Origin of the sequence: Pseudomonas putida (genome assembly GCF_028682455.1) — a bacterium.
Lineage (GTDB): Bacteria > Pseudomonadota > Gammaproteobacteria > Pseudomonadales > Pseudomonadaceae > Aquipseudomonas > Aquipseudomonas putida_AA.
Map to the genome: position 1 here is coordinate 572,797 of NZ_JANHLD010000003.1, position 25,489 is coordinate 598,285.

The 25,489-nt window shown below is 63.5% G+C and carries 27 protein-coding genes; 11 read left to right on the forward strand and 16 right to left on the reverse strand.

Translation table 11 applies throughout. The annotated features are described in order from the left end of the window. Positions 1-3: 3 nt before the first annotated feature. Positions 4-2,058 (reverse strand): glycine--tRNA ligase subunit beta, encoded by a 2,055-nt coding sequence (glyS, locus tag NPS58_RS19800; protein ID WP_274116983.1) that lies wholly within the window; start codon positions 2,056-2,058, stop codon positions 4-6. Continuing rightward, entirely contained in the window at positions 2,055-3,002 is a 948-nt protein-coding gene (gene glyQ / locus NPS58_RS19805) for a glycine--tRNA ligase subunit alpha (RefSeq protein ID WP_116551285.1), read from the reverse strand. The genes glyS and glyQ overlap by 4 nt, the downstream gene beginning before the upstream one ends. 82 nt (positions 3,003-3,084) lie before the next feature. On the opposite strand from glyQ, the gene NPS58_RS19810 reads away from it, so the two are divergent. Further along, positions 3,085-3,636 carry a DNA-3-methyladenine glycosylase I gene (locus NPS58_RS19810; protein WP_274116984.1) on the forward strand — a complete coding sequence of 184 codons (552 nt, stop codon included), beginning with the start codon at positions 3,085-3,087 and terminating at the stop codon, positions 3,634-3,636. Between the two features lie 39 nt (positions 3,637-3,675). Further along, a complete protein-coding gene (locus NPS58_RS19815; RefSeq protein ID WP_274116985.1) occupies positions 3,676-4,563 on the forward strand; it encodes a lysophospholipid acyltransferase in 888 nt (295 codons plus the stop codon). Positions 4,564-4,624: 61 nt separating this feature from the next. Here the strand turns inward: NPS58_RS19815 and NPS58_RS19820 are convergent, their stop codons facing one another. Genes NPS58_RS19820 through def form a run of 5 tightly spaced genes read right to left on the reverse strand, consistent with a single transcriptional unit; the run spans position 4,625 to position 9,144 of the window. Then, positions 4,625-4,936 (reverse strand): hypothetical protein, encoded by a 312-nt coding sequence (locus NPS58_RS19820; protein WP_191833208.1) that lies wholly within the window; start codon positions 4,934-4,936, stop codon positions 4,625-4,627. Positions 4,937-4,947: 11 nt separating this feature from the next. Further along, positions 4,948-6,321, reverse strand: a complete 1,374-nt coding sequence (gene trkA, locus NPS58_RS19825; RefSeq protein WP_274116986.1) for a Trk system potassium transporter TrkA — start codon at positions 6,319-6,321, stop codon at positions 4,948-4,950. Positions 6,322-6,340: 19 nt separating this feature from the next. Further along, positions 6,341-7,651, reverse strand: coding sequence for a 16S rRNA (cytosine(967)-C(5))-methyltransferase RsmB (gene rsmB / locus NPS58_RS19830; RefSeq protein ID WP_274116988.1), 1,311 nt, complete (start codon positions 7,649-7,651; stop codon positions 6,341-6,343). Next, positions 7,648-8,580, reverse strand: coding sequence for a methionyl-tRNA formyltransferase (fmt, locus tag NPS58_RS19835; protein ID WP_274116989.1), 933 nt, complete (start codon positions 8,578-8,580; stop codon positions 7,648-7,650). Before fmt ends, rsmB begins: the two co-directional genes overlap by 4 nt. A 57-nt stretch (positions 8,581-8,637) precedes the next feature. Next, positions 8,638-9,144: a peptide deformylase gene (def, locus tag NPS58_RS19840; RefSeq protein ID WP_028942594.1), complete on the reverse strand. Its 507-nt coding sequence runs from the start codon at positions 9,142-9,144 to the stop codon at positions 8,638-8,640. Positions 9,145-9,386: 242 nt separating this feature from the next. Between def and dprA the strand changes: the two genes are divergently transcribed. Both dprA and NPS58_RS19850 read left to right on the forward strand, forming a co-directional pair. After that, positions 9,387-10,493 (forward strand): DNA-processing protein DprA, encoded by a 1,107-nt coding sequence (gene dprA / locus NPS58_RS19845; protein WP_274116990.1) that lies wholly within the window; start codon positions 9,387-9,389, stop codon positions 10,491-10,493. A 37-nt stretch (positions 10,494-10,530) separates the two neighbouring features. Next, positions 10,531-11,088 (forward strand): L-threonylcarbamoyladenylate synthase, encoded by a 558-nt coding sequence (locus tag NPS58_RS19850; RefSeq protein ID WP_274116991.1) that lies wholly within the window; start codon positions 10,531-10,533, stop codon positions 11,086-11,088. A gap of 60 nt (positions 11,089-11,148) precedes the next feature. Here NPS58_RS19850 and NPS58_RS19855 read toward each other — a convergent pair whose 3' ends face one another. Continuing rightward, the gene (locus NPS58_RS19855; RefSeq protein ID WP_274116992.1) at positions 11,149-12,126 is read right to left on the reverse strand and encodes an NADPH:quinone reductase; all 978 of its coding nucleotides are present in this window, start codon (positions 12,124-12,126) and stop codon (positions 11,149-11,151) included. A 129-nt stretch (positions 12,127-12,255) separates the two neighbouring features. Here NPS58_RS19855 and hemF point away from each other — a divergent pair, with 129 nt between their 5' ends. Together hemF and aroE are read left to right on the forward strand one after the other, a co-directional pair. Beyond that, entirely contained in the window at positions 12,256-13,182 is a 927-nt protein-coding gene (gene hemF, locus NPS58_RS19860; protein ID WP_274116993.1) for an oxygen-dependent coproporphyrinogen oxidase, read from the forward strand. 57 nt (positions 13,183-13,239) lie between these two features. Further along, complete coding sequence (aroE, locus tag NPS58_RS19865) at positions 13,240-14,064, forward strand: shikimate dehydrogenase (protein WP_274116994.1); 825 nt, start codon at positions 13,240-13,242, stop codon at positions 14,062-14,064. Between the two features lie 57 nt (positions 14,065-14,121). Here the strand turns inward: aroE and NPS58_RS19870 are convergent, their stop codons facing one another. From NPS58_RS19870 to betC, 3 genes are all read right to left on the reverse strand, one after another. Then, positions 14,122-15,693 (reverse strand): SulP family inorganic anion transporter, encoded by a 1,572-nt coding sequence (locus NPS58_RS19870; protein ID WP_274116995.1) that lies wholly within the window; start codon positions 15,691-15,693, stop codon positions 14,122-14,124. A 72-nt stretch (positions 15,694-15,765) separates the two neighbouring features. Beyond that, positions 15,766-16,686 (reverse strand): choline ABC transporter substrate-binding protein, encoded by a 921-nt coding sequence (gene choX, locus NPS58_RS19875; RefSeq protein ID WP_274116996.1) that lies wholly within the window; start codon positions 16,684-16,686, stop codon positions 15,766-15,768. An 18-nt stretch (positions 16,687-16,704) separates the two neighbouring features. Continuing rightward, complete coding sequence (betC, locus tag NPS58_RS19880; RefSeq protein WP_274117580.1) at positions 16,705-18,216, reverse strand: choline-sulfatase; 1,512 nt, start codon at positions 18,214-18,216, stop codon at positions 16,705-16,707. 114 nt (positions 18,217-18,330) lie between these two features. Between betC and NPS58_RS19885 the strand changes: the two genes are divergently transcribed. After that, positions 18,331-19,236 carry a choline sulfate utilization transcriptional regulator gene (locus tag NPS58_RS19885; RefSeq protein ID WP_274116997.1) on the forward strand — a complete coding sequence of 302 codons (906 nt, stop codon included), beginning with the start codon at positions 18,331-18,333 and terminating at the stop codon, positions 19,234-19,236. Here the strand turns inward: NPS58_RS19885 and NPS58_RS19890 are convergent. Next, on the reverse strand, positions 19,233-19,850 hold the full coding sequence (locus NPS58_RS19890) for an NAD(P)-dependent oxidoreductase (RefSeq protein WP_274116998.1): 618 nt from the start codon (positions 19,848-19,850) through the stop codon (positions 19,233-19,235). The genes NPS58_RS19885 and NPS58_RS19890 overlap by 4 nt on opposite strands. A gap of 77 nt (positions 19,851-19,927) precedes the next feature. Here NPS58_RS19890 and NPS58_RS19895 point away from each other — a divergent pair, with 77 nt between their 5' ends. Further along, positions 19,928-20,257 carry a DOPA 4,5-dioxygenase family protein gene (locus NPS58_RS19895; protein ID WP_274116999.1) on the forward strand — a complete coding sequence of 110 codons (330 nt, stop codon included), beginning with the start codon at positions 19,928-19,930 and terminating at the stop codon, positions 20,255-20,257. Positions 20,258-20,314: 57 nt separating this feature from the next. Here NPS58_RS19895 and trpA read toward each other — a convergent pair whose 3' ends face one another. Together trpA and trpB are read right to left on the reverse strand one after the other, a co-directional pair. Then, positions 20,315-21,127, reverse strand: coding sequence for a tryptophan synthase subunit alpha (gene trpA / locus NPS58_RS19900; RefSeq protein ID WP_274117000.1), 813 nt, complete (start codon positions 21,125-21,127; stop codon positions 20,315-20,317). Beyond that, positions 21,124-22,341 (reverse strand): tryptophan synthase subunit beta, encoded by a 1,218-nt coding sequence (gene trpB, locus NPS58_RS19905; RefSeq protein ID WP_274117001.1) that lies wholly within the window; start codon positions 22,339-22,341, stop codon positions 21,124-21,126. Before trpB ends, trpA begins: the two co-directional genes overlap by 4 nt. Positions 22,342-22,450: 109 nt before the next feature. Here trpB and NPS58_RS19910 point away from each other — a divergent pair, with 109 nt between their 5' ends. After that, positions 22,451-23,347: a LysR family transcriptional regulator gene (locus NPS58_RS19910; protein WP_274117002.1), complete on the forward strand. Its 897-nt coding sequence runs from the start codon at positions 22,451-22,453 to the stop codon at positions 23,345-23,347. On the opposite strand, the gene NPS58_RS19915 is transcribed toward NPS58_RS19910, so the two are convergent. Beyond that, positions 23,344-23,670, reverse strand: a complete 327-nt coding sequence (locus NPS58_RS19915) for a DUF883 family protein (RefSeq protein ID WP_274117003.1) — start codon at positions 23,668-23,670, stop codon at positions 23,344-23,346. The two genes, NPS58_RS19910 and NPS58_RS19915, sit on opposite strands and share 4 nt — an antisense overlap. Positions 23,671-23,824: 154 nt before the next feature. On the opposite strand from NPS58_RS19915, the gene NPS58_RS19920 reads away from it, so the two are divergent. Then, on the forward strand, positions 23,825-24,040 hold the full coding sequence (locus NPS58_RS19920; RefSeq protein WP_274117004.1) for a dodecin: 216 nt from the start codon (positions 23,825-23,827) through the stop codon (positions 24,038-24,040). A 105-nt stretch (positions 24,041-24,145) separates the two neighbouring features. After that, positions 24,146-24,367, forward strand: coding sequence for a DUF1161 domain-containing protein (locus NPS58_RS19925; RefSeq protein WP_274117005.1), 222 nt, complete (start codon positions 24,146-24,148; stop codon positions 24,365-24,367). 66 nt (positions 24,368-24,433) lie between these two features. Here NPS58_RS19925 and NPS58_RS19930 read toward each other — a convergent pair whose 3' ends face one another. After that, positions 24,434-25,438, reverse strand: coding sequence for an LLM class flavin-dependent oxidoreductase (locus NPS58_RS19930; RefSeq protein ID WP_274117006.1), 1,005 nt, complete (start codon positions 25,436-25,438; stop codon positions 24,434-24,436). Between the last annotated feature and the right edge of the window lie 51 nt (positions 25,439-25,489).

The window sequence follows — 25,489 nt, forward strand, 5'->3', positions numbered from 1 at the left end:
GACTTACCCCAGCAGCGAAATGTCGGCAACGCCCAGGAACAGACCGCGCAGGCGGCTGAGCAAGGCATAACGGTTGGCCCGCACATTGGCGTCGTCGGCGTTGACCATCACCGCCTCGAAGAAGGCGTCGACCGGTTCACGCAAGGCTGCCAGACGCGCCAGCGACTCGCTGTACTGGCGCGCAGCGGCCATTGGCTGCACCGCCTGGTCTGCCTGCTGGATCGCCGAGTACAGGGAGAACTCGTTGGCGTTGTCGAAGTACTTGGGCTCGACCGTGGCGGCAACCGCGCCTTCGGCCTTGCTCAGCAGGTTCGACACGCGCTTGTTCACCGCGGCCAGGGCAGCGGCTTCCGGCAACTGGCGGAAGGCTTGGACGGCCTGCACGCGCTGGTCGAAGTCCAGTGCCGAGCCCGGCTTGAGCGCACGCACCGAGAGGTAGGTGGCAACGTCGATACCTTCGTCTTCATAACGCGCACGCAGGCGGTCGAAGACGAATTCCAGTACCTGGTCGGCCAGGCCTGCGGCCTTGACCTTGGCGCCGAACTGGGCGACGGCGAACTCCACCGCTTCGTTCAGGTTCAGGTCCAGCTGCTTCTCGATCAGGATACGCAGCACACCCAGGGCGGCACGGCGCAGGGCGTAGGGGTCTTTGCTGCCGGTAGGCAGCATGCCGATACCGAAAATGCCCACAAGGGTGTCGAGCTTGTCGGCGATGGCCACGGCTGCGCCGGTCAGGGTCGATGGCAACTCGGCACCGGCACCGCGCGGCATGTACTGCTCGTTCAGGGCCAGGGCGACGTCTTGCGGCTCGCCGTCGTTGAGAGCGTAGTAGTAGCCGGCAACGCCCTGCATTTCCGGGAATTCGCCGACCATCTCGGTGGCCAGGTCGCACTTGGACAGCAGGCCGGCGCGGGCTGCGCGCTGGGCGTCGCCGCCGATGCGCTGGGCGATGAACGAGGCGAGCTTGGCAACGCGCTCGGCCTTGTCGAAGACGCTGCCCAGCTGGGCCTGGAACACCACGTTCTTGAGACGCTCGTTGAAGGCTTCCAGCGGCTGCTTCTTGTCTTGCTTGAAGAAGAACTCGGCGTCGGTCAGGCGTGGGCGTACCACCTTCTCGTTACCTTCGACGATCTGCTTCGGATCGCGGCTTTCAACGTTGGCCACGGTAATGAAGCGCGGCAGCAGCTTGCCGTCGGCATCCAGCAGGCAGAAGTACTTCTGGTTGTCCTGCATGGTGGTGATCAGGGCTTCCTGCGGGACTTCAAGGAAACGCTCTTCGAACGAGCACACCAGCGGCACCGGCCATTCGACCAGCGCGGTGACTTCATCGAGCAGTGCTGGCGGCACGATGGCAGTGCCTTCCTGCTGCATGGCGAGTTCCGCCGTGCGCTTGCTGATGATCTCGCGACGTTCGGCGAAGTCGGCCAGCACATACGCGCTGCGCAGGTCTTCGAGGTAGTTTGCCGGAGCGCTGATGCGCACGTCTTCCGGGTGATGGAAGCGGTGACCGCGCGAGTCGCGGCCAGCCTTCTGGGCGAGGATGGTGCAGTCGATGACGTTGTCACCGAGCAGCATGACCAGCCACTGGGTCGGACGCACGAACTCTTCCTTGCGCGCACCCCAACGCATGCGTTTGGGGATCGGCAGGTCGTTCAGCGAGTCTTCAACGATGGTTGGCAGCAGGCTGGCAGTCGCCTTGCCCGGGATGTGCTGGGAGAAGCGCAGCTTGGCACCGCTCTGGTCGATCTCGTCGAGTTCGACGCCGCACTTCTTGGCAAAGCCCAGGGCAGCCTGGGTCGGGTTGCCTTCGGCATCGAAGGCGGCCTGGCGTGGCGGGCCGTCGAGGTTGACGCTGCGGTCCGGCTGCTGGGTGTCGAGCTGACGGATCAGCACGGCCAGGCGGCGCGGTGCGGCGTATACCTGCTTGCCGGTGTAGTTCAGGCCAGCGGCCTGCAGGCCTTTCTCGATACCGGCGAGGAAGGCATCACCGAGGCTGCTCAGGGCCTTGGGTGGCAGTTCTTCGGTGCCCAGTTCAACCAGGAAATCTTGAGCACTCATTGTGCAGCCTCCAGCTTAGCCAACGCTTCATCACGCAATTCGGGGGACGCCATCGGGAAGCCCAGCTTGGCGCGGGCTTGCAGGTAGCTTTGCGCCACGGCCCGGGCCAGGGTCCGTACACGCAGGATGTAACGCTGGCGCTCCGTTACCGATATGGCCCGGCGGGCGTCCAGCAGGTTGAAGGTGTGCGAGGCCTTGAGGACCATTTCATAGGTCGGCAGCGGCAGTTCCAGCTCGATCAGGCGATTGGCTTCGCTTTCGTAGAAGTCGAACAGTTCGAACAGCTTCTCGACGTTGGCATGCTCGAAATTGTAGGTCGACTGCTCCACTTCGTTCTGGTGGAACACGTCGCCGTAGGTCACCTTGCCGAACGGACCGTCGGTCCAGACCAGGTCGTAGACCGAGTCGACGCCCTGCAGGTACATGGCCAGGCGCTCCAGGCCATAGGTGATTTCACCGGTCACCGGCATGCACTCGATGCCGCCCACTTGCTGGAAGTAGGTGAACTGGGTGACTTCCATGCCGTTGAGCCAGATTTCCCAACCCAGACCCCAGGCACCGAGGGTCGGCGATTCCCAGTTGTCTTCGACGAAGCGGATGTCGTGTACCAGTGGGTCGAGGCCGATGGCCTTGAGCGATCCCAGGTACAGTTCCTGGAAGTTCGCCGGGTTCGGCTTGAGCACCACCTGGAACTGGTAGTAGTGCTGCAGGCGGTTGGGGTTTTCACCATAACGACCGTCGGCTGGGCGACGGCTAGGCTGCACGTAGGCGGCGTTCCAGGTTTCCGGGCCGACGGCGCGCAGGAAAGTGGCGGTATGGAAAGTGCCGGCGCCTACTTCCATATCGTAGGGCTGAAGTACCACACAACCTTGCTCGGCCCAGTAGTTCTGCAGGGCGAGGATCAGGTCTTGGAAGGTACGCACGGCTGGCGTAGGCTGGCTCACGAAATTCACCTGTTTCTAGGGCTGCGAATATAAAGAGCGGGAGTATAACCCGATTCGCGCAGGCCTCTACCCTTGGAGCCTTATGCCACGCTGCTTTTGGTGTACCGACGATCCGCTTTATCAGGCTTACCACGATCAGGAATGGGGCACGCCGCAGCGCGACCCGGTGCAGCTGTTCGAGATGCTGCTGCTCGAGGGCTTCCAGGCCGGTCTGTCGTGGATCACCGTGCTGAAAAAACGCGAGCGCTACCGCCAGGTGCTGTTCGGATTTGACCCACAGCGCCTGGCGCAAATGAGCGACGAAGAAATCGAAGAACGCATGCTCGACCCCGGCATTATCCGCAATCGCCTCAAACTCAACGCCGCACGGCGCAATGCCCGCGCCTGGCTTGAGCTGGAGAACCCGGGCCAGTGGCTGTGGTCGTTCGTGGGCGGCTCGCCGAAAATCAATCATTTCACCCAGCGCAGCGACGTGCCGGCCGTCACCGACGAAGCCAAGGCCATGAGCAAGGCCCTGCAGAAAGCCGGCTTCACTTTTGTCGGCCCGACCATCTGCTACGCCTTCATGCAGGCCACCGGGATGGTCATGGACCACACCACCGATTGTGATCGCTACGCCGCGCTGCTGCGCTGAGGGGTACAATGGCCGGCTTGCAGAAAGAGGAACCAGCCTGTGGATAAATTCAAAGGCGCCTTGATGGTCGGGGCGTTGCGGTTGTTTGCCAAGCTCCCTTGGGGCGCGGTACAGCGGGTCGGTGCAGCGATCGGCTGGATCATGTGGAAAGTGCCTAACAGCTCGCGCAACGTGGTACGCATCAACCTGGCCAAGTGCTTTCCGGAGATGGACCCGGCAGCGCGCGAGCAACTGGTCGGCCGTACCCTGATGGACATCGGCAAGTCGTTCACCGAAAGCGCGTGTGCCTGGATCTGGCCGGCCCAGCGCTCGATCGACCTGGTCCGCGAAGTCGAAGGCCTGGAAGTCCTGCATGCAGCACTGGCGTCGGGCAAGGGCGTGGTTGGCATCACCAGCCACCTGGGCAACTGGGAAGTGCTCAACCACTTTTATTGCAACCAGTGCAAACCGATCATTTTCTACCGTCCACCCAAGCTCAAGGCGGTCGATGACCTGTTGCGCGAACAGCGCGTGCAACTGGGCAACCGCGTGGCGGCGTCGACCAAGGAAGGCATCCTGAGCATCATCAAGGAAGTGCGCAAAGGCGGTCAGGTCGGTATTCCGGCAGACCCGGAGCCGGCCGAGTCGGCCGGGGTCTTCGTGCCCTTCTTCGCCACCAAGGCACTGACCAGCAAGTTCGTGCCGAACATGCTGGCTGGCGGCAAGGCGGTCGGGGTGTTTTTGCATGCCCTGCGCCTGCCGGACGGTTCCGGCTTCAAGGTGATCCTCGAGGCGGCGCCCGAAGCGATGTACAGCGAAGACACCGAAACCTCGGCTGCGGCCATGAGCAAGGTGGTTGAGCGGTATGTGCGCGAGTATCCGAGCCAGTACATGTGGAGCATGAAGCGCTTCAAGAAGCGTCCGCCCGGAGAGGCGCGCTGGTATTGAGGCCGCTTTCGCGGGGCAAGCCCGCTCCTGCACCGTAGGAGCGGGCTTGCCCCGCGATGGTTCAGCCAGCTTTATCCAGCTTCTTGAGAAACACCGTCATCTCTTTCTCGGCCTGCTTGTCGCCATGGGCCTTGGCGGCTTCCAGCCCTTGTTCCCAGGCTAAGCGAGCCGCCGCTTTGTCGCCCTGCAGCTGATGAGCCTTGCCCAGCAGCTTCCAGGCCGCCGAATACTTCGGATCGAACTCGACGCAGCGCTGCAGGTGCACCGCGGCCTCGGCGCCATTGCCTTCATCGAGCCAGGCCTTGCCCAGGCCGAAGCGCAACAGGGCGTTATCCACACCCTTGGCCAGCATCTTTTCCAGTGATTCGCGCATGTCCTGCTCCTTCAGAAGAAGCTCAACCCTACATGGAACAGCTTCTCGACGTCACGGATGTACTTCTTGTCCACAACAAAGAGGATCACATGGTCTCCCGCCTCGATCACTGTATCGTCGTGGGCGATCAGCACTTCTTCGTCACGGATGATCGCGCCGATGGTGGTACCGGGCGGCAGGGCGATGTCTTCGATGGCCTTGCCGATCACCTTGCTCGATTTCGAGTCACCGTGGGCGATGGCCTCGATGGCTTCCGCCGCCCCGCGACGCAGCGAGTGTACGCTGACGATATCGCCGCGGCGCACGTGGGCCAGCAAGGTGCCGATGGTCGCCAGTTGCGGGCTGATGGCGATGTCGATATCGCCGCCTTGCACCAGGTCGACATAGGCCGGGTTGTTGATGATGGTCATCACCTTGCGCGCACCCAGGCGCTTGGCCAGCAGCGAGGACATGATGTTGGCCTCGTCATCGTTGGTCAGGGCCAGGAAGATGTCGGCCTCGGCGATGTTCTCTTCAAGCATCAGGTCGCGGTCCGAGGCGCTGCCTTGCAGTACCACGGTGCTGTCGAGAGTGTCGGAGAGGTAGCGGCAGCGGGCCGGGTTCATCTCGATGATCTTTACCTGGTAGCGGCTTTCGATGGCCTCGGCCAGGCGTTCGCCGATCTGCCCGCCACCGGCGATGACCACCCGCTTGTTGGTTTCGTCGATGCGGCGCAGTTCGCCCATCACCGCGCGGATGTGGGCCTTGGCGGCGATGAAGAACACTTCATCATCGGCTTCGATCACGGTATCGCCCTGGGGCAGAATCGGCCGGTCGCGGCGGAAGATCGCCGCCACGCGGGTGTCGACATTGGGCATGTGCTCGCGGATCTGGCGCAGTTGCTGGCCCACCAGCGGGCCGCCATAGTAGGCCTTGACCGCTACCAGCTGCGCCTTGCCTTCGGCGAAGTCGATGACCTGCAGGGCACCGGGATGCTCGATCAGGCGCTTGATGTAGTGGGTAACTACCTGCTCGGGGCTGATCAGCACGTCGACCGGGATGGCTTCATTGTCGAACAGGCCGGCACGGGTCAGGTAGGCCGACTCGCGCACCCGGGCGATCTTGGTCGGGGTGTGGAACAAGGTATAGGCGACCTGGCAGGCGACCATGTTGGTTTCGTCGCTGTTGGTCACCGCCACCAGCATGTCGGCGTCGTCGGCACCGGCCTGGCGCAACACGGTAGGGAACGAGGCGCGGCCCTGGACGGTACGGATGTCCAGGCGGTCGCCGAGGTCGCGCAGGCGCTCGCCATCGGTGTCGACCACGGTGATGTCGTTGGCTTCGCTGGCCAGGTGCTCGGCCAGCGTACCGCCGACCTGCCCTGCGCCCAGGATGATGATCTTCATCCGCTCTTCCCTTCTCTTGTTATCCGCGCGCGGCGGCGATTTTGATCAGCTTGGCATAGTAGAAGCCGTCGTGTCCGCCTTCCTGGGCCAGCAACTGGCGGCCATGGGGCTGGCGCACGCCGGCCTGGGTCGCCAGGTCCAGTTCGCGGGCACCCGGGGTGCGGGCGAGGAACGCTTCGATGACTTCGGTGTTTTCCGTCGGCAGGGTCGAGCAGGTGGCGTAGAGCAGGATGCCGCCGACTTCGAGGGTTGGCCACAAGGCATCGAGCAGCTCGCCCTGCAGGCTGGCCAAGGCCGGAATATCGTCGGCCTGGCGGGTCATCTTGATGTCGGGGTGACGGCGGATCACACCGGTGGCCGAGCAGGGCGCATCCAGCAGGATGCGCTGGAAGCTCTTGCCGTCCCACCAACTGGCGGTGTCGCGGGCATCGCAGGCAATCAGCTGGGCATCCAGGCCAAGGCGGTCGAGGTTTTCCCGCACGCGGGTCAGGCGCTTGGCCTCAAGGTCGATAGCGACCACAGCGTCGAGGCCGGCCTGGGCTTCGAGCAGGTGGCAGGTCTTGCCACCCGGCGCACAGCAGGCATCGAGCACGCGCTGGCCCGGAGCCAGGTCCAGCAGGTCGGCAGTCAGTTGCGCCGCTTCGTCCTGGACGCTGATCCAGCCTTGGTCGAAGCCAGGCAGGCTGCGCACGTCGCAGGCCTGGGCCAGCACAATGCCATCGACACTGAACTGGCAAGGACTGGCTTCAATGCCAGCCTCGCCCAGTAACTGCAGGTAGGCATCCCGGCCGTGATGACGGCGATTGACCCGCAGGATCATCGGCGGGTGGGCATTGTTGGCGGCGCAGATGGCTTCCCATTGCTCCGGCCAGAAGGCTTTCAGCGATTTCTGCAACCAGCGTGGGTGGGCGGTGCGCACCACGGGATCGCGTTCGAGTTCGGCGAGGATATCGCTGCTTTCGCGTTGTGCCCGGCGCAGTACGGCGTTGAGCAAGGCTTTGGCCCAGGGCTTTTTCAGCTTGTCGGCGCAGCCCACGGTTTCACCCAAGGCGGCATGCGCCGGGATGCGGGTGTACAGCAGCTGGTACAACCCCACCAGCAGCAATGCCTCAACGTCGGCATCGGCCTTCTTGAAGGGTTTTTGTAGCAGGCGTTCGGCCAGGGCCGACAGCCGTGGCTGCCAGCGCGCAGTGCCGAATGCCAGGTCCTGGGTCAGGCCACGGTCACGCACCTCGACCTTGTCCAGTTGCGCAGGCAGTGAACTGTTCAGCGAGGCTTTGCCGCTCAGAACTGCCGCCAGAGCGCGGGCGGCCGCCAGACGTGGATTCATTGGCCAAGCACCGTGCCGATGGCGAACTTCTCACGACGGCTGTTGAACAAGTCGCTGAAGTGCAGCGCCTTGCCGCCGGGCAGTTGCAGGCGGGTCAGGCACAGGGCCTGCTCACCGCAGGCGACGATCAAGCCGTCTTTGCTGGCGCCAAGGATTTCGCCCGGCTGGCCTGCGCCTGTGGCCAGGCTGGCCGCCAGCACTTTGACCGCTTCACCATTGAGGGTGCTGTGGCAGATCGGCCAGGGGTTGAAGGCACGGACCAGGCGCTCCAGCTCAACGGCCGGGCGGCTCCAGTCCAGGCGGGCTTCGTCCTTGTTCAGCTTGTGCGCATAGGTGGCCAGGCTGTCGTCCTGGACTTCGCCTTGCAAGGTGCCAGCGGCAAGGCCGGCTACAGCTTGCAGTACCGCAGGCGGGCCCATTTCGGCCAGGCGGTCGTGCAGACTGCCACCGGTATCGGTGGCGCGGATCGGCGTGGTCACCTTGAGCAGCATCGGGCCAGTGTCCAGGCCGGCTTCCATGCGCATCACGGTCACTCCACTTTCGCTGTCACCGGCTTGGACTGCGCGCTGGATGGGCGCGGCACCGCGCCAGCGAGGCAGCAGCGAGGCGTGGCTGTTGATGCAGCCCAGGCGCGGGATATCCAGTACCGCCTGCGGCAGGATCAGGCCATAGGCGACCACCACCATCAGGTCAGGCTTGAGCGCCGCGAGTTCGGCTTGCGCCTCGGCATTGCGCAGGGTCGGCGGTTGCAGCACGGGAATGCCGTTATCCACAGCCAGCTGTTTGACGGCGCTGGGCATCAGCTTTTGCCCGCGGCCGGCTGGACGGTCCGGTTGGGTGTAGACCGCCACCACGTCATAGGGGCTGTCGATCAGGGCCTTGAGGTGTGCGGCGGCAAACTCTGGGGTGCCTGCGAAGACAATGCGCATGGAGTTCTCGCTTAAAAAGAAAAAGGCTTGCCGGAGCAAGCCTTCTGGAAGAGGGGATCAAGCTTGCTGGCGGTGCTGCTTTTCCAGCTTCTTCTTGATGCGGTCGCGTTTGAGCGTCGACAGGTAATCAACGAACAGTTTGCCGTTGAGGTGATCGCATTCGTGCTGGATGCAGACGGCCAGCAGGCCTTCGGCGATTTCTTCGAACGGCTTGCCGTCGCGGTCCAGCGCCTTGATCTTGACCCGTACCGGGCGATCGACGTTCTCGTAGAACCCTGGCACCGACAGGCAACCTTCCTGGTACTGGTCCATGTCGTCGGTCAGCGTTTCGAGTTCGGGGTTGATGAACACCCGTGGCGCGCTGCGATCTTCGCTCAGGTCCATGACTACGACGCGCTTGTGTACGTTGACCTGGGTGGCGGCAAGGCCGATGCCAGGGGCTTCGTACATGGTTTCAAACATGTCATCGACCAACTGGCGGATGCTGTCGTCGACTTCCGTCACCGGTTTGGCGAGGGTACGAAGGCGCGGGTCCGGGAATTCGAGAATGTTCAGAATGGCCATAAGCGTATGAGCTGCACTGTGCGATGAAATACAAACATGAATACACATAATAAAGGGATTCGCCGGATTCGGCACCTGGCAAAGGTCGGCTAAGGTGTTTCAAAGCCCCCGTGTCCCTGTTTCGGCAAGCCCGAAAGGCCGCGACCCAGGGCAATCCTTCAACCGGTTGTCAAAGTATTATCAACAGAGTTATCCACAGCTTGTGCAAGGCACGGATACTCGCTCGATCAAGGATGATCGTCATGGCGCAGTTACCTTTCCCCGGCTGTTCGCCAGCCGAACTCGAGGCGCGCTTGCGCCTGCACCGGATGCCGGCACTGGGCCCGCATCGCTTCCACGTACTCATTCAAGCCTTCGGCAGTGCCTCGGCAGCGCTGAGCGCGCCGGCCGGTGCCTGGTATTCCCTGGGCATCCCGGCGGTCAGTACCGAATCACGCCGCAGCCCGCAGGTGCGCGAAGGCGCTGCGGCTGCATTGGCCTGGCTAGAGCGGCGCGACCAGCATTTGCTGATGTGGGACAACCCCGCCTACCCTGCCTTGCTGGCCCAAGTGGATACCGCCCCGCCGCTATTGTTCGTAGCCGGTAACCCCGCCCTGCTGGAAAAACCGCAGTTGGCGATTATCGGCAGTCGCCGCGCTTCGCGACCGGCACTGGACACCACCGCAGCCTTTTCTCGCAGCCTGGCGCGGGGCGGTTTTGTCATTACCAGCGGCCTGGCCCTGGGCGTCGACGGTGCTGCCCACCAGGCGGCGCTGGATGTCGGAGGGCACACCATCGGCGTGCTGGGCACAGGCTTGCAGAAACTTTATCCACAACGTCACCGTGCCCTGGCCACCGCGATGATCGAGCGCGGCAGCGCGGTGGTTTCGGAGTTTCCACTGGATGCAGGGCCGGTTGCGGGCAATTTTCCCAGGCGCAACCGCATCATCAGTGGCCTGTCACTGGGTGTGCTGGTGGTCGAGGCAAGCCTGGCCAGCGGCTCGTTGATCACCGCGCGGCTGGCGGCCGAGCAGGGTCGTGAGGTGTACGCCATTCCAGGCTCGATTCACCATCCGGGAGCCAAGGGTTGCCACCAGTTGATTCGCGATGGCGCGTTGCTGGTTGAGAACGTCGAGCAGATCGTTGAAACCCTGCAGGGGTGGCAGCGGTTGCCGCCTGCCCCGGGCGGTGAAACGTCCGGGGCCCGCCATGTTCTCGAGGAGTTGCTGCTGGCGGCACCGCAAACGTGCGAAGGGCTTGCCATCAGCGCTGGCTGGCCGTTGCCCAGGGTACTGGCGGCATTGACCGAGCTTGAAGTGGCTGGCCGGGTTTGTAATGAAGCTGGGCGTTGGTTTGCCCGGCCTGCCTAAGTACACTGCTCATCAGCCTTTACGCGGAGAGATATCAATGGTGAGCAGTTGGCGTGTGCAACAAGCCGCGCGTGAAATTCGAGCCGGTGCGGTGATTGCCTACCCAACCGAGGCTGTCTGGGGCCTGGGCTGTGACCCATGGAACGAAGAAGCGGTGGACCGCCTGTTGGCGATCAAGTCGCGCTCGGTCGACAAGGGGCTGATCCTGATCGCCGACAATATCCGCCAGTTCGACTTTTTGTTCGACGATTTTCCGCAAGTCTGGCTCGATCGCATGAGCAGTACCTGGCCTGGGCCGAATACCTGGCTGGTACCGCACCAGAACATGCTGCCAGAGTGGATCACCGGGGTGCATGACACCGTTGCCTTGCGGGTCAGCGACCATCCGGTGGTGCGTGACCTGTGCGCGCTGGTCGGGCCATTGGTCTCGACCTCGGCCAACCCCCAGGGCCGGCCGGCGGCGCGTACCCGGTTGCGGGTCGAGCAGTACTTTCGCGGGCAGTTGGACCTGGTGCTGGGTGGTGCCCTCGGTGGGCGACGCAATCCCAGTGTGATTCGCGACCTGGTGACGGGCGATATCGTCCGGGCGGGTTGAGAAGCCGATCGCGGGGCCAACCCGCTCCTGCATCAGGAGCGGGCTGGCCCCGCGATCAGTTCAAGGCAACAACACAGTAGACCCCACGGTACGCCGCGCCGACAGTTCAGTCTGCGCCTTGGCCGCTTCACTCAGTGCATAGCGCTGCTGGATATCCACCGTCACTTTGCCGCTGGCGATCATCGCGAACAGGTCATCGGCCATCGCCTGGGTGTTGGCTGCGTTATTGGCATAGGAGGCCAGGGTCGGCCGCGTGACATACAGCGAACCCTTCTGTGCCAGGATCCCCAGGTTGACCCCGCTCACCGCGCCCGAGGCGTTGCCGAAGCTGACCATCAAGCCGCGTGGCGCCAGGCAATCGAGCGAAGTGAGCCAGGTGTCCTGGCCGACGCCGTCATACACCACCGGGCATTTCTTCCCATCGGTCAGCTCCAGCACCCGTTTCGCCACGTCTTCACGGCTGTAGTCGATGGTTGCCCAGGCCCCCAGCGCCTTGGCGCGCTCGGCCTTTTCGGCGCTGCTGACAGTGCCGATCAGTCTGGCGCCCAGGGCCTTGGCCCACTGGCAGGCCAGCGAGCCGACGCCGCCGGCGGCGGCATGGAACAGAATGGTGTCGCCAGGTTGCACGGCGTAGGTTTGCTTGAGCAGGTACTGCACGGTCAGGCCCTTGAGCATCACCGCGGCTGCCTGTTCGAAGCTGATGCTGTCGGGCAGCTTGACCAGATTGGTCTCGGGCAGCACATGCACTTCGCTGTAGGCACCCAGCGGGCCGCCGGCGTAGGCCACGCGATCGCCTACCTTCAGGCGCGTCACCTGATCGCCGACGGCTTCGACCACTCCGGCACCTTCGGTGCCCAGCCCGGATGGCAAGGCCGGCGGTGGATACAGACCGCTGCGAAAATAGGTGTCGATGAAGTTCAGGCCGATGGCCTGGTTGCGGACGCGCACTTGTTGCGGGCCGGGGGCCGCAGGCTCGAAATCGACCAGTTGCAGGACCTCGGGGCCCCCATGCTGGCTGAACTGGATACGCTTGGCCATCTGCACTCTCCTGTCGGGTTCGCAAAACCCCTATCGGACGCCTTTGCTTGATCGCCGTCAACTGCGGCCCGCCTGCCGCCGGTGGTATGCTACGCGCCGAATTTGTTCATGCCCGCTCCAGGTGACCTGATGACTAGCCGCACCGAGGCCGTGAAAGCCTACCTGCTCGACTTGCAAGACCGTATTTGTGCCGCCCTCGAAAGCGAAGACGGCGGTGCCCGCTTTGTCGAAGACGCCTGGACACGTGAAGCCGGCGGCGGCGGCCGTACCCGGGTGATCGGCGAAGGCAAGGTCATCGAAAAAGGCGGTGTGAACTTCTCCCACGTCTTTGGCAGCGGCCTGCCACCCTCGGCCAGTGCCCATCGTCCGGAACTGGCCGGTCGTGGTTTCGAGGCATTGGGCGTGTCGCTGGTGATCCACCCGCACAACCCCCATGTGCCGACGTCCCACGCCAACGTGCGTTTCTTCATTGCCGAAAAAGAAGGCGAAGAGGCCGTCTGGTGGTTCGGTGGCGGTTTCGACCTGACGCCCTACTACGGCAACGAAGAAGACTGCCTGCACTGGCACCAGGTGGCCGAACGCGCCTGTGCGCCGTTCGGTGCGGACGTCTACCCGCGCTACAAGGCCTGGTGCGACCGCTACTTCCACCTCAAGCACCGTGGCGAGCCGCGCGGTATCGGCGGTTTGTTCTTCGATGACCTGAACGAGTGGGACTTCGACACCTGCTTCGCCTTCATGCGCGCCATTGGCGATGCTTATGTCGAGGCCTACCTGCCGATCGTGCAGCGTCGCAAGGCCATGGCCTATACGGCCGAGCAGCGCGAGTTCCAGGAGTTCCGCCGGGGCCGCTACGTCGAATTCAACCTGGTCTACGACCGCGGCACGCTGTTCGGCCTGCAGTCGGGCGGTCGCACCGAGTCGATCCTGATGTCGCTGCCACCGCAGGTGCGTTGGGGGTACGATTGGAAACCTGCACCGGGTAGTGAAGAGGCTCGCCTGACCGAGTACTTCCTGCAGGATCGCGACTGGATTGGCGAGGCCAAGCCCGTTCGTTGAAACCGCTGTGTGGATAACTTTGCCGGGCAAACCGGCCCCGACCCAGGAACCGCGTGAATGGACCAGTACGTTGTATTCGGCAACCCGATCGGCCACAGCAAGTCGCCGTTGATTCACCGGCTGTTTGCCGACCAGACCGGCCAGCAGCTGGAGTACAACACCCTGCTGGCGCCGCTGGACGACTTCACCGTGTGTGCTCTGGGGTTCTTCAAGCAAGGCCTGGGCGCCAACGTCACGGTGCCGTTCAAGGAAGAAGCCTACCGCCTGGTCGACAGCCTGACGCCACGGGCCAAGCGCGCCGGGGCGGTGAACACCTTGAGCAAACTGGCCGACGGCAGCCTGCAAGGCGACAATACCGATGGTGCGGGCCTGGTGCGTGACCTGACCGTCAACGCCGGGGTCCAGTTGCGCGGCAAGCGTATTTTGCTGCTGGGCGCCGGTGGTGCTGTTCGCGGGGTACTGGAGCCACTGCTGGCGCATGACCCGGCGTCGCTGGTGATTGCCAACCGAACCGTGGAAAAGGCCGAGCAACTGGCCCGTGAGTTCGCCGACCTAGGCTCGGTGGCGGCCAGTGGATTCGGCTGGTTGCAGGAGCCGGTCGACCTCATCATCAACGCCACTTCGGCAAGCCTGGCCGGTGAACTGCCACCCATCTCCGCCCACCTGATCGAGCCGGGCAAGACCGTGTGCTACGACATGATGTACGCCAAGGAGCCTACGCCGTTCTGCCAGTGGGCCACTGAGCACAAGGCGGCCAAGGTGCTGGATGGCTTGGGCATGCTGGCCGAGCAGGCTGCCGAAGCCTTCTTCATCTGGCGTGGCGTGCGGCCTGAGACCGGGCCGGTGCTGGATGAGCTTCGTCGTCAATTGGCGCGAGGCTAGTAGTTGAATCGCGGGGCAAGCCCGCTCCTACAGGAGCAGGCTTGCCCCGCGATGTTTTCACCCCTCAAATCGTATCGGGCAGTTCGTCGCCCCTTCCAGCTTGTGCAATTCCTCGATCACCTGCGGTCGCGCCCGATGCAGCGTCAGGCTGCCCCCTGCCCGGCCCAGGCGGCGGGCTTCGCGGTGGAGCATGTCGACCCCGGAATAATCGATGAAGTTGATCTGCCGGGCATCGATGATCACATCGGGGCCCTGGCAACGTTGCAGGCGCACCTGCAGGTAATGGCTGGCGCCGAAGAATATCGACCCCCCGACCCGCAGCACATCGGCATCACCTTCACGAAATTGTTGCACCCGTGGGCGCGAGGTGCGCTTGAGGTAGAAGAACAGCGATGCCAGCACGCCGGCATAGATGGCGGTCTGCAACTCCAGCAGCAAGGTCGCCGCCGCGGTCAGCGCCATCACCAGGAACTCGGAACGGCTGACCCGCCACAACGCGCGCATGGCTCGGTGATCGTTCAAGCCCCAGCAGATCAGCAGGATGCTGCCGGCCATGGCCGGGATCGGAATATGCGCGATCAGGCCGGCACCCGCCACCGCAAACAGCGCGACCCAAAGTGCCGAGAACACGCCCGCGAGCGGCGAGTGGGCCCCGGCGTCATAGCTGAGCCCTGAACGGGTGAAGGAGCCTGACGACAGGTAGCCGGAGAAAAAACTGCCGACAATGTTCGACAAGCCCTGGGCGCGGATTTCCTGGTTGGCATCGATCAGCTGCTCCGAGCGTGACGACAGCGAGCGGGCAATCGACAGGCTCGTCACCAGGCCTAGCATGCCGACCGCCACGGCGCTGGGCAGCAGGCGCAGGATCAGCTCCAGGTCCCACAACGGCAAAGGGCTCAAGGGCGGCAACTGGCCGACGAACCCGGGCACCAACTGCACATGGCCGAACACGCCGGGCAACAGCCAGACCAGCCCACCGGCGATGCCCAGGGTTATCAACAGGCCGGGCCAGCGTGGACGCAGCAGCTTGAGGGCAACGCCCAGCACCAGGGTGCCCAGCCCCAGCGCAAGGGATGGCCAATCCACCTCGCCGGCATGTTCCAGCAGGCTTTCCAGGGTTTTCAGTGCGGTGGCCTGGCTGGGCAGGTCAAGACCCATCAGGTTTGGCAGTTGCCCCAGGGCGATGACCACGGCGGCGCCGAGGGTGAAGCCCAGCACCACCGAATGAGAAACGAAGTTGACCAGGGCGCCAAAGCGCAGCAGTCCGAGCAACCACTGAAAGACCCCGCCCAGGAACGTCAGCAGCAGAATCAGGGTGATGTAGTCGTCGCTGCCGCTGATGGCCAGCGGGCTGACGCTGGCATAGAGGACGATGGAGATCGCCGCCGTCGGCCCGCAGATCAGGTGCCACGACGACCCCCAGAGGCAGGCGATAAGCACCGGCACAATGGCAGCGTACAGGCCGTATTCGGCGGGCAGGCCGGCGATCAGCGCGTAGGCGATCGACTGCGGCAGCGCGAGGATCGCGCCACTCAAGCCCACCAGCAGATCACGGCGCACACTGCCACGGGTCTGCTGGGGCAGCCAACTGAGGAACGGCAACAAACGGTGGCGATCAGGCCGGGCCATGGACAGTCTCTATCGCATGCACAAGCTGTACAGGGTGCGGTGTCCGGCTTGTCGGTGCAAGTTGCGGCGCCATTACAGTCTGGCTTTCACGGCCGACAATGCATCGCCACCATCGAGGTGGGTTACACCTTCGAGCCAATGGTCGAGCTGCGCCGGGTGTGCCTTGATCCAGGCTCTGGCTGCTGCCTCGTAGCTGACTTTGTTATCCACAACCTGCGCCATGATGGTGTTCTCCATGTCCCGGCTGAAGGTGAGGTTGTCGAACAGCCGCGCAACGTTCGGGCAAGCCTGTGGATAACCTTTGCGGGCCAGGGTATAGACGCTGCCGGTGCTGCCGAACCACTGCTCGCCTCCACTCAGGTAGCGCAGCTTCATCTGCACGTTCATGGGGTGCGGCGTCCAGCCCAGGAAGGCGATGAACCGCTGGCGCTTGGCCGCGCGATGGACCTGGGCGAGCATGGCTTGTTCACTGGACTCCACCAGCTTCCAGCCGCCGAGGTTGAAGGCATTCTTGCTGATGATGTCCTTGAGCGACAGGTTGGCCGGTGCGCCTGCGCCGATGCCGTAGATCTTCTGGTCGAACCGGTCGGCAAAGCGTTGCAGGTCGGCGAAGTCCCGCACACCTGCATCCCACACATACTCGGGCACGGCCAGGGTGAATTGAGTACCTTCCAGGTTGCGCGCCAGTTGCTGTACCTCGCCGCTGGCGACGAACCTGTCATGGAAACCCTGCTGGGCCGGCATCCAGTTGCCGAGAAAGACGTCCACCAACCCATCCTTGAGCCCGCCATAAATGATCGGCACGGCCAGGCTGTCGACTCGGGTCTTGTAGCCCATGCCTTCGAGCAACAGACGGGCCACGGCGTTGGTGGCGGCGATGTCGCTCCAGCCGGGGTCGGCCATCTTCACCGTACTGCAATCGCTCTCGGCGCGGGCGCCGAGGCTGGCAAGGCTCAAGACAACCGCAATGATGCTTGTGGATAACCTTTTCATGACAGCCTCGCGGGATGATTACTGGGCGGGTTGTGGATAACGTGCCTTGCGTTCCAGGTCGTCGAGATCAATGTGATTGCGCATGTACTGCTGGCTGGCATCCACCAATGGTTGGTGGTCCCAGCTCTTGAGTGTGCCGATGGCCAGGGCCTCGGCCACCAGGCGACGACGGCGCTGGCTGTCGAGTACTTGCTGGCGCAGCACCGGGATGTCCCAGCGCTGTCGGGCTTCATCGACAAATGCCTGCAGCAGCGCCTGGTGATCAGGGCTGCCTGCCAGGTTTTCGCACTCCTGTGGATCGTGCTCAAGGTCGTACAGCAGGCAAGGGTCGTCTTCGCTGTAGATGAATTTGTAGGCCCCGCGGCGAATCATCATCAAGGGCCCGACAGTGCCTTCGGCCATGTATTCGCCGATCACTTCATCGTGGCCGCCCTGGCCCTGCAGATGGCCCAGCAGCGAGCGTCCATCGAGCGGCAACTGCGGCTCCAGGCTGCCGCCAGCGAGGGCCACAAGGGTCGGCAGCAGGTCGCAGGTGGATACGGCAGCGCTGACACGCGCCGGCTTGAACTGTCCGGGCGCGTACACCAGCAGCGGCACCCGCGCCGACATCTCGAACCAGTGCATCTTGTACCAGAGGCCGCGCTCGCCAAGCATGTCGCCATGGTCGCCGGAGAACACGATCAACGTGTCGTCGGCCAGCCCGGTTTCTTCCAGGGTCTGCAGCAGCTTGCCGATGTTGCTGTCGATGTAGCTGCAGGCGCCGAAGTACGCGCGGCGGGCATCGCGGATCTTATCCACAGGTAGCGGTTTATCCCACAGGTCGTAGACCTTGAGCAGGCGTTGGGAGTGGGGGTCCAGCGTTTCCTGGGGGTAGCGCTGGCTCGGCAACGGAATCTCGTCGTTCTGGTACAGGTCCCAGAAGGCTTTGGGAATGGTGTACGGGTCGTGGGGATGGGTCATTGACACGGTCAGGCAGAATGGCCTGTCACCAGCCTCGCGCACGTGATCGAACAGGTACTGGCGGGCCTTGAAGACCACCTCCTCATCGAAATCCAGCTGGTTGGTGCGTACGCAAGGCCCGGCCTGCAGCACGGATGACATGTTGTGGTACCAGCTGGGACGCACATCGGGCGCGTCCCAATTGACCGCCCAACCGTAGTCGGCGGGGTAAATGTCGCTGGTCAATCGTTCTTCGTAGCCGTGCAACTGGTCGGGCCCGCAAAAGTGCATCTTGCCCGACAGCGCGGTGCGATAACCCAGGCGCCGCAGGTAATGGGCATAGGTGGGGATATCGGCGGGGAAATCTGCCGCGTTGTCGTAGGCGCCGATCTTGCTCGGCAATTGGCCGCTGACCAGGGTAAAGCGCGACGGCGCACACAGCGGACTGTTGCAATAGGCGGCATCGAAGACCACAGCCTCGCTGGCCAGGCGAGTCAAATGCGGCATCTTGATCGGCGAGGAGGCGTAGATGGGCAACAAGGGCGCCGCCATTTGGTCGGCCATGATGAAAAGAATGTTCTTGCGCTTCATGGAGTCACCGCGTTCCATAGGTGTTCGTTATGGGAAAGTGCTGTAATCGAGCATGCGGCTGTGGGTAACTACGGTAAAGCCCATGGCGGGCAATGACTGGGATTAGCAGAGCTTATGTTTGAGCGCCTTGATGGTTTGTCACTGGACGCCTTGCGGGTGTTCGAAGTCGCTGCTCGCCAGCGCAGTTTCACTACCGCGGCGGTCGAGCTGGGCACCACCCAACCTGCGGTCAGCCAGCAGATCAAGCGACTTGAAAAGCAGCTGGGCGCGCGCCTGTTCGATCGCATCTATCGCGGTATCGAACTGACCGAGGCCGGCCAGGTGCTGTTCGAGCAGGTTCATCAGGGCATGGTGTGCCTGGACGAGGGCGTGGCGCAGGTCAGTGGCCGCGACCAGCATGAGGTGCTCCAGGTCGCAACCGACTTTGCCTTTGCGGCCTATTGGCTGATGCCGCGGTTGCAGCGCTTTCATCAGGGCAACCCGCAGGTCGATGTGAGCCTGGTAACCAGCGAACGCAGCCACGCCATGCTGCGCCCGGATGTCGACGTGGCGATCCTGTTCGGTGATGGGCGCTTTCATCAGGGCGAAAGCCACTGGCTGTTCGATGAACAAGTGTTCCCGGTCTGCAGCCCCCGCCTGGTCGAGCAGCAGGCCGTGCCCCTGCCGGCGCGCAGCCTGCTGCAATTGCCCTTGCTGCATTTGCGCGGCGAGAGCGCCAGCCGCTGGTTCGACTGGGGCGGCGTGTTCCGCCAGTTGGGTATCGCCAGCCCGCCGAGCCAAGGTCCGTTGCGTTTTGACAACTACACCCTGCTCATTCAGGCGGCCATCGCTGGCCAGGGCGTCGCCATCGGCTGGCGTCACCTGGTGGATGACCTGCTGGATCAGGGCCTGTTGTGCCGGCCTATCAGCGAGCAGGTGAGCTCTTCGCGGGGGTACTACGTGGTGCTGCCACCGCGCAAACGTCGTGGCGCGCTGATCGAACGCTTTGTCGAGTGGCTGCGGGACGAGCAGGCGCGCTAGAGCACGAAGTTCACATGCTCGCCCTGATGCAGCTTGAGCTCCAGGGTATCGGCCATACCGGCGGCGATCCGGGACAGGCGTTGCAGTGGTTCGGCAAGGCCCGGTTCGAGGGTGCCATGGGTGTGATGGAAGTGCTCGATGCCCAGGCCGGCGACCTCCTGCGGGGCGTTGATCAATGTCCATTGCAAGGTGCTGCGTTGCAACAGATCGACCATATGGCCGATGCACTGGCGTTGTTGCTCGCTATGCTGGTCGGGATGCTCGAGGACGCTGAAATCGCCGACCAGCAGGAGCCGGCGTATAGTCGTGCGAGACATGCCATCGAGCAGGGCGTGGACACAATGCAGCTGTGCGCGAGGGTCGTCTGGGGCCAGTGCGGGTAACAGGCAAATCACCGCTGAGCTGCCCGCCACGCTCTGCTCGGCCTGGTCGGTGTCTTTCAGGCCACCGTACTTGCAGTGCAGGCCCGGGCGAGGTGCCAGCTGGTTGAGGTCGTCGATGATCACGATCACCTCATGCTGGCGCTTGAGCAGTTCGGCCATCAGCGCACTGCCCAGGCCACTCAAGGCGCCGAACAGCGTGACCTTGAAGGTGTAGGTTTCGGCATTTTTCACGGCATCACTCCGTCGCTTACGGGTGATCGTTTGACTCTCGGGCGCAGGCTCGGGTTCGCAGAGATTCAGGAGTTTTCGTGCAGAGGATCAAGGGATATCACGCCCACGTTTACTACGACGCCAGCACCATGGAGCAGGCCCGAGAGTTGTGTGAAGAGGCAGCCAAGCTGTTTCCGGTGACCATGGGGCGCATGCACCAAAAGCCCGTCGGACCGCATCCGGACTGGAGCTGCCAGTTGGCGTTCGGGCCGGAGGTGGTGGGGGTGGTGTTGCCCTGGTTGGCGTTGTACCGGCGGGGACTGGTGGTGTTTCTGCATCCGCTGACCGGGGATGAGCTGGCGGATCACCGGGATCATGCGATCTGGATGGGGGCTGTGCGCCCCCTGGATCTGTCGATCTTTGAATAGTCATCGCTGGGCAGGCCCGCTCCTACGGTAGGAGCGGGCCTGCCCAGCGACCGGGCCTCACGCCTTGCGCGCGCCCCGCACACCCTGGGCCAGCGCCGAGCACAGCTCAAGCACATCGCCCACGGCCTGCTCGGCAGTCTTGGCATTGGCGATCTTGTCGACCAGTGCAGACCCCACCACCACTCCATCGGCCAGTTTGGCAATGGCCGCCGCCTGTTCTGGCGTGCGAATACCAAAACCAACGCTGATTGGCAGGTCGGTGTGCCGACGCAGGCGTTCGATGGCGCTGCTGACGTGCTCGGTGGTCGCTGAACCCGCACCGGTCACGCCCGCGACCGATACGTAGTAGACGAAACCGGAACTGCGCTCCAGCACGCGCGGCAGGCGCACATCATCGGTGGTCGGCGTGGTCAGGCGGATGAAGTCGATGCCGGCGGCCTGGGCCGGGGTTGCCAGCTCGGCGTCGTGTTCGGGCGGCAGGTCGACGATGATCAGGCCATCCACACCGACTTCCTTGGCCTGGGCCACGAAGGCCTCGACGCCAAAGCGGTGGATCGGGTTGTAGTAGCCCATCAGCACGATCGGTGTGGTCTGGTTGTCGACGCGGAACTCGCGAACCATCTGCAGGGTTTTAGCCAGGGTCTGTCCGGCATCCAGGGCGCGCAGGGTAGCCAGCTGGATGGCCACGCCGTCGGCCATCGGGTCGGTGAACGGCATGCCCAGTTCGATCACGTCGGCGCCGGCAGCCGGCAGGCCCTTGAGGATCGCCAGCGAGGCGTCGTAGCCCGGGTCGCCGGCGGTGACGAAGGTAACCAGTGCAGAGCGGCCTTCGGCCTTGAGCTCAGCGAAGCGTTGTTCAAGACGGCTCATGCCTGTTTCTCCTGGGCGGCCATATGGCTCATCACGGTTTGCATGTCTTTGTCGCCACGCCCGGAGAGGCATACCACCATCAGGTGATCCTTGGGCAGGGTCGGGGCGCGTTTGATCGCTTCGGCCAGCGCGTGGGAGGTTTCCAGCGCAGGAATGATGCCTTCCAGGCGGCAGGTGGTGTGGAATGCAGCCAGGGCTTCGTCGTCGGTGATGCTGACGTATTCGACGCGCTTCACTTCATGCAGGTAGGCGTGCTCCGGGCCGATGCCAGGGTAGTCCAGGCCTGCGGAAATCGAGTGGGCGTCAGTGATCTGGCCGTCGGCATCCTGCAGCAGGTAGGTGCGGTTGCCGTGCAGTACACCCGGCACACCGCCGTTGAGGCTGGCAGCATGCTTGTCGGTATCGACACCATGTCCACCGGCTTCGACGCCGATGATCTGCACGCTGGTGTCATCGAGGAAGTCGTGGAACAGGCCCATGGCGTTGGAGCCGCCGCCGACGCAGGCGATCAGGCTGTCGGGCAGGCGCCCTTCCTTGGCCTGCAGTTGCTCGCGGGTTTCCTTGCCGATGATCGACTGGAAGTCGCGGACCATGGCCGGGTACGGATGCGGGCCGGCAACGGTGCCGATCAGGTAGAAGGTGTCGTCGACGTTGGTGACCCAGTCGCGCAGGGCCTCGTTCATGGCGTCCTTGAGGGTGCCGGTGCCGGCGGTGACCGGAACGATCTCGGCGCCCAGCAGCTTCATGCGAAATACGTTGGCCTGCTGGCGCTCGATGTCGGTGGCGCCCATGTAGATCACGCAGGGCAGGCCGAAACGTGCAGCCACGGTGGCGGTGGCCACACCGTGCATGCCGGCGCCGGTTTCGGCGATAAGGCGTTTTTTGCCCATGCGCTTGGCCAGCAGCACCTGGCCGATGCAGTTATTCACCTTGTGGGCACCGGTGTGGTTGAGTTCTTCACGCTTGAAGAAAATCTTCGCGCCGCCGCAGTGCTCGGTGAGGCGCTCGGCGAAGTACAGCGGGTTGGGGCGGCCGATGTAATCGCGCTGGAAGTAGGCCAGCTGCTCAAGAAACTCGGGATCGGCCTTGGCTGCTTCGTATTCGCGGGCAAGGTCGAGCACCAGCGGCATCAGGGTTTCAGCCACGTAGCGGCCGCCGAATGCGCCAAACAGGCCATTGGCATCGGGGCCGGCGCGGAAGTTGGTCTGAGTCATGGGTCGCTCCAGGGCGTTATCAAGACGGGGAATGGCTTTACTGTAACCACGACACGCCCGGCTGAAAACCGATAAGATTGCGACAACACGTCAGGAAAACTCACACGTCATGCGCCAGGACCTGCCTCCTCTCAATGCCCTGCGGGCGTTCGAAGCCACTGCCCGGCTCGGTAGCGTCAGCCAGGCAGCCGAACAGCTGCATGTGACCCATGGGGCCGTCAGCCGACAATTGAAGGTGCTCGAAGAGCATCTGGGCGTGAGTTTGTTCGTCAAGGACGGGCGTGGCATTAAACTCACAGATGCCGGGTTACGCCTGCGTGATGCCAGTTTCGATGCCTTCGACCGTTTGCGTAGTGTCTGTACAGAACTGGGCCAGAGCGGCGCCGATGCGCCGTTCGTGCTGGGCTGCTCCGGCAGCCTGCTGGCGCGCTGGTTCATTCCGCGTCTTGGTCGGCTCAAGGCCGACCTGCCCGAACTGCGCTTGCATCTATCGGCGGGCGAAGGCGACCTGGACCCACGACGCCCGGGCCTGGACGCCTTGCTGGTGTTCGCCGAGCCGCCGTGGCCGGCCGACATGCAGGTCCATGTGCTGGCCGAGGAGCGTATCGGCCCGGTGCTGAGCCCGCACTTTGCCGGCTTCGCCCGCCTGCAGCAGGCGCCCGCTCGGGCCCTGCTGGAAGAAACACTGCTGCAGACTACTTCGCGCCCGCAAGCCTGGCCGAACTGGGCCCGGCAACAGGGGATCGATCCCGAGTCGCTGCGCTATGGGCAGGATTTCGAGCACCTGTATTACTTGCTGGAAGCTGCGGTGGCGGGCTTGGGGGTGGCGATTGCACCGCAGCCACTGGTAGCCGACGACCTGCGCGCCGGACGCTTGGCGGCGCCCTGGGGCTTTTGCCAGACCCAGGCGGCGCTGGCGCTATGGGTGCCGCGACGCGCCGCAGACGGGCGCGCCGAGCAATTGGCCGGATGGTTGCGCGCCGAGTTGGCGCGCCAGGTCGCTTAGTTGCCGCGTTTGCACATCAGGTACGCCGCGAGCAGCCCCAGTGCGCCGACGGCGACACCGGCGGTGGTCCAGGGATGTTGTTGGGCGTAGTCGCGGGTCGCCAGGCTGGTCTCGCGAGTTTTGGTCTTCACTTCTTCGTAGGCATCGCTGAGCAGGCTGCGCGAGTGACGCAAGGCGTTCTCGGCGTTGCCCTTGAGCGTCTTCAGGGTTTTGCGCGACTCGTCCGAGGCGTCGTCCTTGAGGCTTTCCAACGACTTGAGAAGGCTTTCGATCTCCGCTTCCATGCTTTGCAGCGACGCTTTACGCAGCGAATGGTTGGCCATGGTGACTCTCCTTCGAGGTGTGAGTGAACTGTTCTGGTTCCGACTTCGCGGGGACCGGAAAGTGCAGTCGAACTTTTCCCGGTGTTTGCCGCTCGCAGGTAAAACAGCCCTGCACTGCTAGGCTCAAAGCTCATACCCGAAAAGGAGACTGCTCATGTCCGATCACCACACCTACAAGAAAATCGAACTTGTCGGCTCGTCGCCCACCAGCATAGAAGACGCGATCAACAATGCATTGGCCGAAGCCGGCAAGAGCATCAAGCACCTTGAATGGTTCGAAGTGATCGACACCCGTGGCCATATCAAGGACAACAAGGCGGCGCATTTTCAGGTAACGCTGAAGGTGGGCTTCCGTATCGCCAACAGCTGATCCGTGCCACTGGCTTGTGCGGATCAATTGGGTTACACAGTCCTGAGGCGACCGGACGTGCGCCGGCGCCCTTCTCTACTTTGATCTGAACAAGGAAAGCGATCGATGAAGACGTTGGTAGTTGCACTGGGATTGATGACGCTGGCAGGCACTGCGCTGGCAGCGGGCAAGCCCTGTGAAGAATTGAAGAGTGAAATAGCCGCCAAGATCGACGCCAAGGGCGTCAGCGGTTATTCACTGGAGATTGTCGACAAGGGCGCTGCCACTGACGGCAAGGTCGTAGGTACCTGCGAAGGCGGGACCAAGGAAATCGTCTATAAACGTTGAAAATATCGCGGGGCAAGCCCGCTCCTGCACATCAGGTAGGAGCGGGCTTGCCCCGCGATCAGTCTCTCAATTGCCCCGCATCACCTGCGCCAGCAGCTCATAGGACCGAATCCGGTCCGCATGTTCATACACGTCACAGGTAAAAATCAGCTCATCGGCCTGGGTCTGCTCCAGCAGCACCTCCAGCTTGGCGCGGATCTTCTGCGGCCCGCCAACCATCGCCAGGCCCAGGAAACTTCCCACCGCCTCGCGCTCATGGGGCAGCCACAGGCCGTCCATGGTCTGCACGGGCGGGCGCTGCACCAGGCTCTGACCGCGCATCAGGGCGAGGATGCGCTGGTACACCGAAGTCGCCAGGTAATCGGCCTGCTCGTCGGTATCGGCAGCGACCAACGGCACCCCGAGCATCACATAGGGCTTGTCGAGCACCGCCGAAGGCTGGAAGTGATCGCGGTAAATGCGGATGGCTTCATGCATATAGCGGGGTGCGAAATGCGAGGCGAAGGCATAGGGCAGACCGCGCATGCCGGCCAATTGGGCGCTGAACAGGCTCGAGCCGAGCAGCCAGATCGGTACCTGGGTACCATAGCCCGGTACGGCAATGACTTTCTGATCCGGTGTGCGTGGGCCCAGGTAGCGCACCAGCTCTTCTACGTCATCGGGAAAGTCGTCAGCGCTGCCGGAGCGTTCACGGCGCAAGGCGCGGGCGGTCATCTGGTCGGAGCCCGGCGCACGACCCAGGCCCAGGTCGATACGGCCGGGATATAGGCTTTCCAGGGTACCGAACTGCTCGGCAATCACCAGCGGGGCATGGTTGGGCAGCATGACGCCGCCCGCACCGACGCGGATGGTCGAGGTGCCGCCAGCCAGGTAGCCGAGCAGCACGGACGTTGCAGAGCTGGCTATGCCGTCCATGTTGTGGTGTTCAGCGACCCAGAAGCGGTTGTACCCGAACTTTTCCACATGCTGCGCCAGATCCAGCGAGTTGCGCAGGGATTGCGCCGGGCCACCCTCTGCACGAACCGGAACCAGATCGAGGGTGGAAAACTTGATGTCTGCAAGTCGCGTCATGGGCTGCTGAGCCTCCTGGGCAGTCGTGCGGCCGGCAGTACGCCAAGGCCT

Coding starts and splice junctions, on each gene's coding strand:
- glyS (WP_274116983.1), bottom strand. CDS start 2,058: ATGAGTGCTCAAGATTTCCTGGTTGAACTGGGCACCGAAGAACTGCCA.
- NPS58_RS19810 (WP_274116984.1), top strand. CDS start 3,085: ATGCCACGCTGCTTTTGGTGTACCGACGATCCGCTTTATCAGGCTTAC.
- NPS58_RS19820 (WP_191833208.1), bottom strand. CDS start 4,936: ATGCGCGAATCACTGGAAAAGATGCTGGCCAAGGGTGTGGATAACGCC.
- trkA (WP_274116986.1), bottom strand. CDS start 6,321: ATGAAGATCATCATCCTGGGCGCAGGGCAGGTCGGCGGTACGCTGGCC.
- rsmB (WP_274116988.1), bottom strand. CDS start 7,651: ATGAATCCACGTCTGGCGGCCGCCCGCGCTCTGGCGGCAGTTCTGAGC.
- fmt (WP_274116989.1), bottom strand. CDS start 8,580: ATGCGCATTGTCTTCGCAGGCACCCCAGAGTTTGCCGCCGCACACCTC.
- def (WP_028942594.1), bottom strand. CDS start 9,144: ATGGCCATTCTGAACATTCTCGAATTCCCGGACCCGCGCCTTCGTACC.
- dprA (WP_274116990.1), top strand. CDS start 9,387: ATGGCGCAGTTACCTTTCCCCGGCTGTTCGCCAGCCGAACTCGAGGCG.
- NPS58_RS19850 (WP_274116991.1), top strand. CDS start 10,531: ATGGTGAGCAGTTGGCGTGTGCAACAAGCCGCGCGTGAAATTCGAGCC.
- NPS58_RS19855 (WP_274116992.1), bottom strand. CDS start 12,126: ATGGCCAAGCGTATCCAGTTCAGCCAGCATGGGGGCCCCGAGGTCCTG.
- hemF (WP_274116993.1), top strand. CDS start 12,256: ATGACTAGCCGCACCGAGGCCGTGAAAGCCTACCTGCTCGACTTGCAA.
- aroE (WP_274116994.1), top strand. CDS start 13,240: ATGGACCAGTACGTTGTATTCGGCAACCCGATCGGCCACAGCAAGTCG.
- NPS58_RS19870 (WP_274116995.1), bottom strand. CDS start 15,693: ATGGCCCGGCCTGATCGCCACCGTTTGTTGCCGTTCCTCAGTTGGCTG.
- choX (WP_274116996.1), bottom strand. CDS start 16,686: ATGAAAAGGTTATCCACAAGCATCATTGCGGTTGTCTTGAGCCTTGCC.
- betC (WP_274117580.1), bottom strand. CDS start 18,216: ATGAAGCGCAAGAACATTCTTTTCATCATGGCCGACCAAATGGCGGCG.
- NPS58_RS19885 (WP_274116997.1), top strand. CDS start 18,331: ATGTTTGAGCGCCTTGATGGTTTGTCACTGGACGCCTTGCGGGTGTTC.
- trpA (WP_274117000.1), bottom strand. CDS start 21,127: ATGAGCCGTCTTGAACAACGCTTCGCTGAGCTCAAGGCCGAAGGCCGC.
- trpB (WP_274117001.1), bottom strand. CDS start 22,341: ATGACTCAGACCAACTTCCGCGCCGGCCCCGATGCCAATGGCCTGTTT.
- NPS58_RS19910 (WP_274117002.1), top strand. CDS start 22,451: ATGCGCCAGGACCTGCCTCCTCTCAATGCCCTGCGGGCGTTCGAAGCC.
- NPS58_RS19915 (WP_274117003.1), bottom strand. CDS start 23,670: ATGGCCAACCATTCGCTGCGTAAAGCGTCGCTGCAAAGCATGGAAGCG.
- NPS58_RS19920 (WP_274117004.1), top strand. CDS start 23,825: ATGTCCGATCACCACACCTACAAGAAAATCGAACTTGTCGGCTCGTCG.
- NPS58_RS19925 (WP_274117005.1), top strand. CDS start 24,146: ATGAAGACGTTGGTAGTTGCACTGGGATTGATGACGCTGGCAGGCACT.
- NPS58_RS19930 (WP_274117006.1), bottom strand. CDS start 25,438: ATGACGCGACTTGCAGACATCAAGTTTTCCACCCTCGATCTGGTTCCG.